General features: G+C 47.1%; 10 protein-coding genes. 7 read left to right on the plus strand and 3 right to left on the minus strand.

Annotation, left to right across the window (positions count from 1 at the left end):
- Positions 1-27 precede the first annotated feature (27 nt).
- The gene (locus HZB61_11920; GenBank protein MBI5057310.1) at positions 28-354 is read left to right on the plus strand and encodes a PilZ domain-containing protein; all 327 of its coding nucleotides are present in this window, start codon (positions 28-30) and stop codon (positions 352-354) included.
- A 260-nt stretch (positions 355-614) separates the two neighbouring features.
- Positions 615-842 (plus strand): hypothetical protein, encoded by a 228-nt coding sequence (locus HZB61_11925; GenBank protein MBI5057311.1) that lies wholly within the window; start codon positions 615-617, stop codon positions 840-842.
- Positions 843-844: 2 nt separating this feature from the next.
- Here the strand turns inward: HZB61_11925 and HZB61_11930 are convergent, their stop codons facing one another.
- Together HZB61_11930 and HZB61_11935 are read right to left on the minus strand one after the other, a co-directional pair.
- The gene (locus HZB61_11930) at positions 845-3,523 is read right to left on the minus strand and encodes a cation-translocating P-type ATPase (protein ID MBI5057312.1); all 2,679 of its coding nucleotides are present in this window, start codon (positions 3,521-3,523) and stop codon (positions 845-847) included.
- A gap of 3 nt (positions 3,524-3,526) precedes the next feature.
- Positions 3,527-6,208 (minus strand): UPF0182 family protein, encoded by a 2,682-nt coding sequence (locus tag HZB61_11935; GenBank protein ID MBI5057313.1) that lies wholly within the window; start codon positions 6,206-6,208, stop codon positions 3,527-3,529.
- A gap of 420 nt (positions 6,209-6,628) precedes the next feature.
- On the opposite strand from HZB61_11935, the gene HZB61_11940 reads away from it, so the two are divergent.
- The 3 genes from HZB61_11940 to HZB61_11950 all read left to right on the plus strand — a co-directional run bounded on the left by HZB61_11940 (position 6,629) and on the right by HZB61_11950 (position 9,708).
- Positions 6,629-8,590 (plus strand): sulfatase-like hydrolase/transferase, encoded by a 1,962-nt coding sequence (locus HZB61_11940; protein MBI5057314.1) that lies wholly within the window; start codon positions 6,629-6,631, stop codon positions 8,588-8,590.
- 90 nt (positions 8,591-8,680) lie between these two features.
- A complete protein-coding gene (locus HZB61_11945; GenBank protein MBI5057315.1) occupies positions 8,681-9,151 on the plus strand; it encodes an OsmC family protein in 471 nt (156 codons plus the stop codon).
- A gap of 65 nt (positions 9,152-9,216) precedes the next feature.
- The gene (locus HZB61_11950) at positions 9,217-9,708 is read left to right on the plus strand and encodes a ribonuclease H-like domain-containing protein (GenBank protein ID MBI5057316.1); all 492 of its coding nucleotides are present in this window, start codon (positions 9,217-9,219) and stop codon (positions 9,706-9,708) included.
- Positions 9,709-9,713: 5 nt separating this feature from the next.
- Here HZB61_11950 and HZB61_11955 read toward each other — a convergent pair whose 3' ends face one another.
- Positions 9,714-10,214 carry a cytochrome c3 family protein gene (locus tag HZB61_11955; protein MBI5057317.1) on the minus strand — a complete coding sequence of 167 codons (501 nt, stop codon included), beginning with the start codon at positions 10,212-10,214 and terminating at the stop codon, positions 9,714-9,716.
- Positions 10,215-10,685: 471 nt separating this feature from the next.
- On the opposite strand from HZB61_11955, the gene HZB61_11960 reads away from it, so the two are divergent.
- Both HZB61_11960 and HZB61_11965 read left to right on the plus strand, forming a co-directional pair.
- Positions 10,686-12,449: a formate--tetrahydrofolate ligase gene (locus tag HZB61_11960; GenBank protein ID MBI5057318.1), complete on the plus strand. Its 1,764-nt coding sequence runs from the start codon at positions 10,686-10,688 to the stop codon at positions 12,447-12,449.
- Between the two features lie 114 nt (positions 12,450-12,563).
- Entirely contained in the window at positions 12,564-13,094 is a 531-nt protein-coding gene (locus HZB61_11965) for a CDP-alcohol phosphatidyltransferase family protein (protein ID MBI5057319.1), read from the plus strand.
- Positions 13,095-13,096 lie beyond the last annotated feature (2 nt).

Genomic DNA, 13,096 nt, shown 5'->3' on the forward strand with positions numbered 1-13,096 from the left:
TCAAATAAATTTGAGGGTGATAGTTCAATGGAAAAAAGACGCGCCAAAAGACTGACTGATAACCTGGACGCCGAGATCCTCGCGGGGAACACAACCTATTCCGGGATCATCATGAACCTCTCGGAAAGCGGTTTATACATGGTGACCGCCACCTCAAATAAAGTTGTGGACATCTCCACTGATTCTACTATCGAGCTTAATTGCAAACTCCCCTCAGGAGAGACGTTGAAAATGAAATGCGAGGTGAAGTGGTTCCAGACAAAAACTTCTCCCCACGGTGCGTCTTTCAGCATGGGAATGGAAATCCTGAATCCACCCGCAAATTACAAGAAATTCATAAAGTCTCTCCGCTAAGTAACACCTTTTGCCTTCCATCCAATTCCACACTAAGATATTTTGGGCTGAAATGAAAGCCTGCTGCAGAACAGTAGCTGGTAGTTAGTAGACAGTAGATAGGGTTTCCCCAACTAATTACTGCTGACTACTGACTACCTTTTCAAGGTGTCGTAAGAAATTCTTCCACAAACTTACATTTCTGCAACCATTGAGAACGGGATTACCATGAACAATGTGGCTTAAAGTTACTCCTTAACTTTGCCGAATAAGAATTAGAAATGTTTACAGATCTCGATAAGATAGTACAAAGCGGGGTGGATTATTCCCGTAATAATCCGGCAGCGGCAATAATTATAATTGTAGTGGTCATCTATCTGATTTTCAGAAGGCCCAAATTTTTCTTTTCCGTCATGTTCATAGTCCTTTGCACGTTCGGCTTGCTGAAGATACTGTCTAAACTTTCAATGCTCGGATTGGAGCATAATAAAATACCGTTCATTGAATAGCTTCATTTTCTCCTGTACCGCCACTTCTCTATTTCTACCGCGAAGAAAACTACTGATGACAATAAGAGCGTAAAAGCCAGCTCACTCAGCGTCAAGGGCTCTGTTTTGAATACAGGGTTCAATGCAGGGACATAAATGGTTGCCATTTGCAAGGCGAAGGTCAGCACAAAGGCAGCAAATAGAGGTTTATTTGATAACGGGCCCAGAATGAAAAGGGATTCCTTCTCCGACCTTATTGCAAGAACATGCCCCATCTGGCTCAAACAGAGCACTGTGAATACCATAGTCTGCCAATGGGCATGGCCTGTCCTGATAGACCACGCCTGAGTGAAAAGCGACACCGCGCCCATCAACAGGCCCACCCAGACAATATGAATTCCGAGACCGTGCGCGAAGATGCTCTCCTTTGGATGCCTCGGCGGCCTGCTCATAATGTCTTTCTCCGCAGGTTCTGCGGCAAGGGCAAGTCCCGGGACCCCGTCGGTGACCAGGTTTATCCAGAGTATATGAATAGGAAGCAGTGGTATGGGGAGACCGAAGAACGGCGCAAGGAATATCGTCCATATCTCGCCGGAGTTGCTCGTCATGGTGTATTTGATGAACTTCCTTATGTTGTCGAAAATCCTCCTGCCTTCTTTCACTGCCTTCACTATGGTGGCGAAGTTGTCGTCGAGAAGGACCATGTGGGATGCCTCTTTTGCCACGTCTGTTCCTGTAATGCCCATGGCGACCCCGATGTCCGCCCTCTTCAGCGCAGGCGCGTCATTGACCCCGTCGCCTGTCATGGCGGCAAATTCCCCCCTGTCCTGGAGCGCCTTTACTATCTTTATCTTTTGCTCCGGAGCAACCCTTGCGTATACCCTGATACGGCCGACCCTCTCCTCAAACTCCTCCTGCGATAATTTCTCAAGCTCCCTTCCCGTGATTACAGCCTTTGAGTCATCCTCGAGGATGCCCAGTCTTTTGGCTATGGCCTTTGCCGTCAGTGGATGGTCGCCGGTTATCATAACAGGCTTGATCCCTGCTGCCCTGCACATCGATACAGCCTCTTTTGCCTCTTCTCTCGGAGGGTCCATCATGCCGACAAGGCCTATCATGGTCAATCCCTTTTCCACGTTTTCAGGGGTGATCTCAGCAGGCAGATCGTCCCATGTCTTCATTGCCATGCCAAGGACCCTCAGCCCATCAGCAGCCATACGTTCGCTGACCCTGAGAATTTCTTCTCTATTTATTATTTTTAAACCATCAGACGTTAAGACGTTGTCCGATTTATCAATCAAGACATCCACAGCGCCCTTGGTAAAAGAGAGAAACCGGGGGTTAGGGATTGGTGCTTCTAAACTAATCCCTGACACCTGACCCCTAACCCCTGCCTTGTGAAATGTTGTCATGCACTTTCTCTCGGAGTCAAAGGGTATTTCCGCTGCGCGCGTGAACTTCTCTTCAAGCTCCTGTTTGATGAAACCGTTTTTAAAAGCAATATCAAAAAGCGCGGTCTCCGTGGGGTCTCCTATCAGCTTACCGTCCTTATCCAGAACCGAGTCATTACTGAGGGCAAGGGCGGTGAAAAGAAGGGATTGGGGATTGGGGATTGGGGATTGGTTTTCTTTACTGACCCCTGACCCCTGACCCCTAACCCCCACAATTTCATTGTTCACATACATCTCTTCAACCGTCATTTTATTAAGAGTGAGCGTGCCTGTTTTGTCAGAGCATATGAAAGTCACTGAGCCCAGGGTCTCAACGGCAGGGAGTTTTCTTATGAGGGCGTTTTGTTTTACCAGCTTCTTTGCGCCTAACGCTAATGCGATGGTTACTACTGCGGGAAGTGCCTCTGGAATGGCAGCTACGGCAAGCGAGATGGCAGTCAAAAGCATAAGCAGCGGCGGTTCATTTCTTATGACCCCTATGGTGAAAACTGTGGCGCATATTGCAAGGACGGCAAAGGCAAGCCTCTGCCCGAAAGTCGTAAGCCTTTTCTGAAGCGGCGTCTTTACTTCTTCCTCCTCCTGCAGCATGTTGGCAATCTTGCCCAGCTCTGTATCCATGCCCGTTGCCGCAACGAGGCCGGTCCCCCGCCCGTAGGTGACAACCGTGCCTTTGTACGCCATGTTCTTCCTGTCGCCAAGCGGCAGGAACGCATCGTGTAATTCGTGCGTGTGCTTTTCAACAGGGGCCGATTCACCGGTTAGCGCGGCTTCTTCAACCTGAAGCCTGGCTGTCTCGATCAGTCTCATGTCGGCAGGCACGATCTTTCCGGCTTCAAGGACCACGACATCCCCTGGAACGAGCGCGGAGGCTGACACGGTTTCGGGTATGCCGTTCCGTATCACTGTTGCGGAAGGGGCAGTCATTGTCTTAAGGGCCGCCATCGCTTTTTCAGCCCTGTATTCCTGTATGAATCCGATGGCCGCATTGAGTACGACAATTACAATTATTGCAATTGTATCCGACAACTCGCCGATAAATCCTGAAATGACTGCGGCAGCTATGAGGACAAGGATCATGAAGTCCCTGAACTGGTCAAGGAACATCATGAAAGGGGTCTTCTTCTTTTTCTCTTTTAATTCATTTGGGCCGTATTCTCCGAGACGCCTGACAGCTTCTTCTGATGAAAGGCCCTGTGCGGATGACCTCAGTTCTTCGATAGCAGAAGTTATATTTTTTTGATGCCAGTGCATTATCTATTTTGCCATCCTCTTTAAAATCTGCTCAAGTCTTTTGATCTCCTCTCCATAGCCTCCCCAGTTTCCCTGCCTCTGCAGTTCAATGGCTTTTTCAAATACCTTCATAGCTTCTTTTGCAAGGTCTGTGCTTGTTGTCTTAACATCTACAACCGTCCCGCCGGCCTTTGCGGCAATTGTTTTCATTGTACCGAATAATCTCTGGAGGGCGATATCGAGATTTTCTTCCATGACCACATTGTTCTCATAGGCGACGATGACCCTTCTCAGTTCAGGCAGACCCGCTTTATCGGCAGCCGCAAGGTAAAGGGGCTGGACATATAAGAGGGAGCGTTCTATCGGGATTACGAGGAGGCTGCCCCTTATGACCTCTGAGCCGCTTTGCCCCCAGAGGGTAAGCTGCTGGGATATGTAGGCGTCCTGGTTTATCCTTGCATCCACCTGTTTCGGTCCAAAGATAAGCCTGTCTCTCGGAAAGGTATAGACAAGCAGTTTCCCGTAATTCGGCTCATCACACCGCGCAGCAAGCCACGCGACGAGGTTGTCCCTTTTTGCGGGGTTATACGGCAGAAGCAGGATGTAATCTTCCTTCTTTTCTCCCGGGAGCTTCATTATTGTGTAGTACGGCTCCATGAGCTTTTCCCCGAAGGCGGGGACCTCCCACAGGTTCTCCTTATTATAAAAAATCTTCGGGTCTGTCATGTGGTAAGAGGCGAACATGGAGGCCTGCACCTGAAGAAGCCAGTTCGGATACCGGATATGCCGCCTCAAATCATCAGGCATCTCTTTAAGGGGCTTGAACATGTCAGGGAATATCTTTGAATAGACTTTTATGACAATATCGGAAGGGTCGCTCACATAAAAATTCATAGAGCCGTTATAGGCGTCGACCACAACCTTTACGGAATTCCTTACGTAGTTGACCCTGCCTGACGGCTTTGAATAAGGCATCCTGTTTGATACAGTATATGCGTCCACGATCCAGAAAAGTCTTCCATCCCCCGATATGACGGAATAAGGGTCACGATCAAAAAGCAGAAAGGGCGCTGTCTTGCCGATCCTTTCCAGGACGTTTCTATAATATAAGACCTTGCTCTCCCCCGTGATGTCCGAGGACAGCAGTATCTTCTCAGTCTTGAATTTCAGCGCGAATAAAGCCCTTTTAAGCAGGGAGTCCAGCCTGACGCCTCCGCTGCCGGCATAAGTCGTATATACATTACTTTCAGTTGTCGGATAGCTGAACTCAGGCACCTTTGTTTTCACTATTACATAATCGTTGGAGAGTTCGCCGTAATATATCTCCGGCCGGGTGACCTTGAGGTCCACACGGCTGACCGGGGGAATGTCCTTTATTATGAACTCGGGAAGGCCTTCTTTGGTAATCCTGCTTACGGGTCCCAGCGTTATGCCGTTCCCATGGGTAAATATCAGCCTCTCGTTTATCCAGTTCCTGCTCGGAAGGTCGCTGTATGAGAGTTCCCTCGGAGAAAGCATCACCTGCATATATTCGCCGTCTATTGTATATCTGTCATTATCAACGTCCGCAAATTTATAATAGGTCCTTATCTGCTGTAGCTGGCTGTAGGTCCTGAGAAGCGGGCTGTGGTCCCATAATCTTATATTTTTTATAGTGGCGTCATTTGCTTCTATGTCCCTGACCGTCAGATTATAATCAACATCAAAGGGTATCACCTCGATCCTCTCAAGGTCGTAGCCCAGCCTTGTGAATTTTATGCTGTGTTCTATAAACGGCGTCTCAAGCACCAGTTCATTCGGCGCTACCTTGAATTTCTGCAGTAAGGACGGATATGCCACAATCCCGATGAGATACACTGCCAGGACCAGGACCGGAGGGACAAATGTCAGTTTGCCTGAGCCTCTCAATATCCCAGCCATGAAGACAATGCCTGCTGCCGGGGTGATGAATATCAGTATCCTGTAAAAAAAGAGTTTCGCGTAAATGTCAGTATACCCTGCGCCGGAGACAACGCCATGGTCCGAGAACAGAAGCCTGAATGTATCGAGATAAAAGCCGAAGCCGGTATTAAGGATGAACAACCCTGCCAGGACCCCGATATGCTTCTTCACTCCCGCGTCTATGGAAACGCCTCTCTCAGTTACAAGGATGCCGCCTCTTAAAAAATAGTTTGCAGCCGTCAATATCATCGTTAATGCCAGAGTAAAACCTGCAAAGCCCTTTACCGTCTCTACAAAGGGAAGCCTGAACAGATAAAAGCCGATGTCTTTGGCTAATATGGGGTCTGCCGTTCCCATGTCCAGACTGTTCTTGAAGAGCAGGAACTCTTCCCATCTTAACGCGCCCCACTGCCCTGCAAAGACAGCCATAACAATCCCTGCAATTACAGTAAGGGGTTTGATAAACCTTTCCAAACCGCTCGCTCTTAATATGTGGAGGACCCCGTCACTTGTATATATTTCTCTTTGAAGGAAACCAATCCTGTTGGCGATGATTATATTCGCCAGAGCAAATAACAAAAATGCTGTGCCGAAGAAAATAAATGTGCTGATCCTGGTAAAGAGCGTCTTTAAAAAGACCGCCGCATACCCGGTTTCCGCAAAAAAGAGCCAGTCAACATACAGGTTCAGTAAGCCCAGAAGAAGCGGCATTACCAGAAAGATGGTCCCGAACACAATCAAGTAACTTATTTTGTTTTTATTCACAGTATCCCCCGTTCAAACGGTTATTAATACTAAATTGATGTTAATAAAAAACCTTTACCACGAATGCATATTACATGCAACCGTGATAAAGGTCTTGCTTGTTAGTTTTTACCTAACCAGCGGTACCGGCCTGCCTAAGGCAGACGTGCTGACGATAGCCGCTGATCCAGCTACTCCCCTTTACCCGTGTAGTTATAGCTGAATATAATGAATATGTCAACCCTGCCCCAACCGGTGTTTTTAACCTTGATACCGTGATACTATATTCCTGTAACGATTGACCGGAAGATAGACTTCTTCTGACAATTTTTATATATTGAAAATATTTCGTCAAAACGCAAAAAATGATATCATGAACATAACAGTGGGAGACATAACTGTAAAATTGAAATCCCCGGCTGAATTAATTATGAGTTTTACATGAGAAGATTATTCATATTCTTAAACAACATTGTTTTCCTGCTCATCGCCCTGTTTTTGTTCCGCCTGACCTTTTTTCTCAAATACAGTGATATAACAGGGGTAAGCATTAAAGACGTGCTCCTTGCTTTCTGTGTGGGGCTGAGGTTTGATCTCGCAACAGCGGGTTATATCCTGACGCCGGTCACGCTCCTGTTTTTTATTCCGTTCATCTCGGAGCGGGAGAAATATCTTAAAATAACGTCACTGCTTTCCCTGATCTGGCTGGACCTGATAATTATCTTTCTCTTTGTGGACCTGAATTATTACCAGTTCTCACAGAGGCATTTGACGTTTGAGATCTCCAACACCATGGGGGATATCCCTTCCATCGTGAAGTCCGGTTTCAGGGAATACCTTCCTGAAATGCTGTCCCTGTTCTTCTTCATGACCGTTTATTCCTATAGTTATTTAATTGCAATAAAAAAGATATTCACAAGAATACCCGCCGGTCAGCCGCGCTTATTAAAAAACATTTGCGTGTATGCGGTCGTTCTGTTGATTGTCGGGTCATCAACAGTCGTGATGGCGCGGGGCGGCATCCAGAGGCTGCCGCTGAATTTAAGTGACGCATACGTAGGCAACTCTTCTTATCTGGGAAATCTTGCGCTCAATGGCGCGTATACGTCTTTGAGGACCCTGTACAGTTTACAGTTCAAGGATAAGCTGTGGTGGGACATTCAGTATTATCCTTTTGAAGATGCGGTGGAAAAAGGACAGGAGATGATGATATCCCCTGAGAGAGAGGAGCTGCTTTCTCCCGGCTACCCCGTTTACAGGCATTACAGGTATAACGCCGGAGAATTCAAGCCGTTGAACGTAGTAATTTTTATGATGGAGAGCTGGACGGCTAAATATATCGGCGCGTTCGGGGGCAAAGAAGATGCGGCCCCGTATTTCAGCAGCCTGTGCAAGGACGGGGTCCTGTTGGAAAATTTCTTTGCAAACGGGCAGCGTTCCGCGGAAGGCATATCCGCTGCCTTAGCATCTATTCCCGTATGGGGAGGGATGATTGTCCCGATCAATCCCTCTCTCTCCCAGATGCCAGTTCAATTTCTACCGTCCATTCTGCTGGATGAGGGATATAACACGATCTATATTCATGGAGGGAAAAAGGACTCATTAGGGCTGGCAGGTTTCATTAAGCAGGCAGGGTTCACAACACATATAGCGAAAGAAGATATTGAAAAGGCCGGCGGCAGGGATGACGGGTTTTGGGGTATTTATGACGAGGACACCTTCATGTATGCGCAGAAAATGTTCGAGGAACAAAAACAGCCCTTTTTCTCCGTCATATATTCGTTAAGCAGCCACACGCCTTACAAAGTGCCGGAGGACAAATTTAAATTTTACGGCAAAGACGTCCCTCACAGTGATTTTCTAAACTCCCTGAGATACTCCGATTACGCTCTTTCCATGTTTTTTGAGAAGGCGAAGAATTCAGACTATTTCAAAAACACTATCTTTGTCATAGTGGCTGACCACGCCGAAGGAAATTCCTCGCACGATAATCTTTTCGAGTCGTTTCATATCCCTGGTTTAATATACGCCCCGTTTCAGCTCAAGCCCGCCGTCATAAAAAAACCTGTGACCCAGGCTGACCTGACTCCCACGATCCTCGATATCCTGCACAGCTCAAAACCTCATGCCTCAATCGGTATATCCGCATTTGATGAAAATAAAAGCGGCATTGGTCTTCTTGCTCTTGGCGATTTAATGGTCTTTGTAAAAGACGACTGGCTGCTGCTTTCCTCGGTCAATGATCCGAAAGGATTATTCAATTACAAAAAAAATCCCGCTGAGGACCTGTCAGCAGGCGATCCGCCCAAGTTGAATGAGATGGACCAGGAGCTTCATTATTACCTGCAGTTCGTCCACGATCTGATATTGAGAAACAGATTGTTCCTTGACGCCCGCAAATAAATTTCTTTTTCGCCGCGCCCTCTTGCTTTTTGCGGTGGTTCCATTAAAATGTGAATTGAACATACAACCATCTCTAAGGGGGAACAATAAATGGAAGAAAATGAGCTTACCGAATTAAAAGAATCTTTGACCGGCTGGAAGGAAAAGGTCCCGGTCGTATCCAAAGGCTTTTTGTCATGGGACAAGGACCTGGTCTTCACGGCAAGGATACGAGGCTACCAATTTGAATACGACCCGAAGGCGATGGAAGGATGCTGGCCTACAGACACTCTTTTGATGAGCCTGGCAGGGTGTCTGGCAATAGACGTGGTAATGTTTCTCCAGAAAATGAAGGTTGAGATTAAAGAATTTGAGATTGAAACAACCGGGGAGAGAAATCCCACCCCGCCTCAATATTACAAATCAGTCGAGATGGTGGTCCACATATCCGGTAAAGGCGTTACTCCTAAAAAACTGGACAGGGCCATATCACTTTCACAGGAGAAATACTGTTCTGTCTATCACTCATTGCGCAAGGACCTGCAAGTCAAAGTAAGCTACGTGATCAAAGAGTCCGCCTGAAGTCCGCGGTGCTTCTGACTTTTGCTCTTTTGCACTTTGGAACTTCTGCTGAGTTATAATGAACGATGGTTAACAAATATCCCGCGTATCTTGATATCGAGACTACAGGGTTAAGCCCTGATTCCGCTGAATTGACCGTGATAGGAATACACATTGAGAACGGCTGTGAGGACGTTGTCCAGTTGATAGGCGATGATATCTCCGGGTCAAGACTGATCGAAGCTATGGGTAACGCCGGGTCTCTCTACACATACAACGGGAGCCGCTTTGATCTTCCTTTCATAAAGGAAAAACTGGAGATTGATCTTACCGGGTGCTGCCCGCACATTGACCTGATGTTCGACTGCTGGAAAAATAATTTAAAAGGCGGACTGAAGGCCGTGGAAAGGCAATTGGGTATCGCGAGGCAATTGACCGATGTTGACGGCTGGGTCGCTGTACAGTTGTGGAACAATTACAGGTGGAACGGCTGCAAAGACTCTCTTAACAAACTGCTTGAATACAACAAAGAGGATGTCCTGAATCTTAAGAAACTGAGAGAGATGCTGAAGGTCTGAAATATTTACTCCTTCATGTGGCAGGACAAACAAAGCGCTTTCTTTTCTTTACGCAGGAGCTTTGCTAAATCACCTCCGTGCGGTGAGTGGCAGGTTGCGCAAGTGATGATATTCCCGTCCGCCAGAGGAAGGTCTTCCGCGATCTTCAAATCGCTCTTTACACTTACAGCAATATCGACGGGGTGGGTATTCTGCCTGGGCTGATGACAGTTATTGTTCATGCAGGCAGGCCCCCCGGCCTCGCGATTGCTCTTCAGTTCTCCTTTAAGGTGTCCGTTATTTTCATAAAGGACCTTCCCCCACTTACTGAAGCCGTTAAGCTGAATATGACACTCTTTACAGTTTTTCATTACAATGTCCGAATGCTGAAAGGGGAATGAATATATCTGCATATACAGTTTCTTGTGACATTCCTCGCAGCCCATATCTTGCGCAAAAGAATACCGGATTGAAAACGACAACGAAAGAAGGATAAAAACAGTAAGTTGAAGAATGACCGGCAGCATAATTTTATCCGGAAATAGTTGTCGGCGCTTATGACAGGATATTTGATGCATGGCCTCAGTCCTGGCTTAAAGTATACTACAGATCAGGACCTTGAAACATCAAATACATTTTTTATTTTTTTCAGTAACCCATCCCGATGTATTTCGCCACGCCGCAGGAAAGCGATAAACCCCGGACTCATTCTCCTCCACTTCCGTCCTTTTGAACTTCTGCACTATTGAGCTTTCGCTCTTTCATATTACATTTTCAAATATTCCTATTGCTGTAGAAATTTAGTTTGACAGTGCGTTATGCTCTATGCTAAATTCTTAAACCTCCACAATTCTGTATGCGGGTTCAATACCTCGGACGTATACAGAAAATTGTTAACAATTAGCAAATGAGGTAATGCAAAACACCCGACGCTTCAAATAATTTATCAGAGGTTTTTTCTCTGAAAAAAATAGACACCTAATAAGGAGGATTTAACAATGCCGCTTGATCCGACAAAACACGCTGACTGGGAAATTGCCGAAGCTGCCGAACCCAACATGAAGACCGTTTATCAATTGGGAGAGGAGCTTGGTCTGGAAAAGGAAGAGCTTCTTCCTCACGGCCATTATGTTGCTAAACTGGATTTCAACAAGATATTAAAGCGCCTTGTCAACAGGCCTGATGGAAAGTATGTAGACGTTACCGCAATAACGCCGACGCCACTTGGAGAAGGCAAATCCACTACCACGATGGGATTGACACAGGGTCTCGGCAAACGCAAAAAGAATGTTATTGCCGCCATCCGTCAGCCGTCCGGCGGACCTACGATGAACATCAAAGGCTCTGCTGCAGGCGGAGGATTATCGCAGTGCATTCCCTTGACGCCATTCTCTTTGGGACTGACCGGCGACATCAATGCGATCATGAACGCGCACAACCTTGCAATGGTTGCCGTCACATCACGCATACAGCACGAGTTCAATTACAATGACGACCAGCTTGCAAAACGCAAATTAAAAAGGCTAAACATCGACCCGCGCAACGTCGAGATGAAATGGATTATGGATTTCTGCGCCCAGGCGCTGAGAGAGATAACAATCGGACTCGGCGGCAAGAACGACGGCTTCATGATGAACTCCGGCTTTGCAATAGCGGTTTCATCGGAGGTCATGGCTATCCTGGCTGTTGCAAAAGACCTTAAGGACATGAGAGAGAGGATGGGCCGGATCGTTGTCGCTTATGACAAGAGCGGAAAACCCGTTACAACAGAAGACCTTAACGTGGCAGGCGCAATGACCGCATGGATGGTTGAGGCCTTGAATCCAAACCTTATGCAGACCATTGAAGGTCAGCCTGTGCTTGTACATGCAGGACCTTTTGCCAACATCGCGATCGGACAGTCCTCCATCATTGCAGACAGGGTGGGTCTTAAACTTGCCGACTACAACGTAACCGAGTCCGGCTTTGCCGCTGACATCGGATTTGAGAAATTCTGGAACCTCAAATGCAGGTTCTCAGGATTAAAGCCAAACGCAGCGGTCCTTGTCGCAACGATAAGGGCGTTGAAATGTCACGGGGGCGCGCCGATCCCTGTCCCCGGGAAACCGATACCTGAAGAATACAAGGGTGAAAATGTTGGATGGGTAGAGAAAGGCTGTGATAACCTCATCCACCTTCTGAATGTAATAAAGAAAGCGGGCATCAACCCTGTTGTCTGCATAAATGCCTTTTACACCGATACAGACAATGAAATCAAGGCCGTCAGGAGAATTGCCGAGGCCGCAGGCGCAAGGGTCGCGCTCTCCAAGCACTGGCAGTACGGCGGCGAAGGCGCGCTTGAACTTGCTGACGCGGTTGTTGACGCATGCAATGAGCCGAACGACTTCAAGTTGCTGTATGAACTTTCAACTCCCCTCCGCAAGCGTATCGAATTGATCGCGAAAGAAGTCTACGGGGCCGACGGGGTTGAATATACTCCCGACGCGCTGGCAAAGGCAAAGAGGATGGAGGACGACCCGGAGACCTCGAAGCTTGGAACATGCATGGTCAAGACACACCTCAGCCTTACCGACAATCCGAATTTAAAAGGGGTCCCAAAAGGATGGAAGCTCCTTGTGCGCGACATTCTCACATACAAAGGCGCGGGCTTTGTCGTCCCTGTTGCGGGCGCGATCAAATTGATGCCCGGGACAGCATCCGACCCTGCTTACCGCAGAGTTGATGTGGACGTGAACACCGGCAAGGTAAAAGGCTTATTCTAATAAACAACGGAAAGCCCCTGTTTCCCTGAATGAACAGGGGCTTCCATTTTTATATTTTTTGAAGACTGACATTTGGGTAATTTCATATAGAACGTTTGATGGAGCTGTTCCCATATGATTGGAAATCTCCCCAATATCTTGACTCTTGCAAGGATCCTGCTTTTGCCATTCTTTGCAGCTTCACTTATTTATAAAGACTATACCCTCGCATTGTCCATTTTTATCGCGGCGTCGGTTACCGACCTGCTTGACGGGTTTATCGCGAGGATCAGGAAACAAACAACTTATTTCGGCAGTATCCTGGACCCGGTTGCGGACAAATTTTTTCTGATAACCTCTTTTGTCCTTATGAGCATATACGGTTCGCTGCCGGTATGGCTTGCAATTATAGTCATCAGTAAAGATATAATTGTAGTAACGGGTTGTATAATCATATACCTTGTTACTCACAACCTGAAGATCGAACCGAGTATATGGGGAAAGGCCGCAAGCACCTGCCAGTTTGCACTGATAGGTTTTATCCTGCTGCTGAAAAATATAAACAGCGAAACGCAAATTGATACCATGTACTTTCTTCTGACCGCGGCGATAACAGCAGTGGCAGGAGTCCATTATGTGTATAAGGGGCTAAAACAAAATACTTAAAT

It is taken from the genome of Nitrospirota bacterium, assembly GCA_016214845.1.
GTDB lineage: Bacteria > Nitrospirota > Thermodesulfovibrionia > UBA6902 > UBA6902 > SURF-23.

Coding starts and splice junctions, on each gene's coding strand:
- HZB61_11920 (MBI5057310.1), top strand. CDS start 28: ATGGAAAAAAGACGCGCCAAAAGACTGACTGATAACCTGGACGCCGAG.
- HZB61_11925 (MBI5057311.1), top strand. CDS start 615: ATGTTTACAGATCTCGATAAGATAGTACAAAGCGGGGTGGATTATTCC.
- HZB61_11930 (MBI5057312.1), bottom strand. CDS start 3,523: ATGCACTGGCATCAAAAAAATATAACTTCTGCTATCGAAGAACTGAGG.
- HZB61_11940 (MBI5057314.1), top strand. CDS start 6,629: ATGAGAAGATTATTCATATTCTTAAACAACATTGTTTTCCTGCTCATC.
- HZB61_11945 (MBI5057315.1), top strand. CDS start 8,681: ATGGAAGAAAATGAGCTTACCGAATTAAAAGAATCTTTGACCGGCTGG.
- HZB61_11950 (MBI5057316.1), top strand. CDS start 9,217: ATGGTTAACAAATATCCCGCGTATCTTGATATCGAGACTACAGGGTTA.
- HZB61_11955 (MBI5057317.1), bottom strand. CDS start 10,214: ATGCTGCCGGTCATTCTTCAACTTACTGTTTTTATCCTTCTTTCGTTG.
- HZB61_11960 (MBI5057318.1), top strand. CDS start 10,686: ATGCCGCTTGATCCGACAAAACACGCTGACTGGGAAATTGCCGAAGCT.
- HZB61_11965 (MBI5057319.1), top strand. CDS start 12,564: ATGATTGGAAATCTCCCCAATATCTTGACTCTTGCAAGGATCCTGCTT.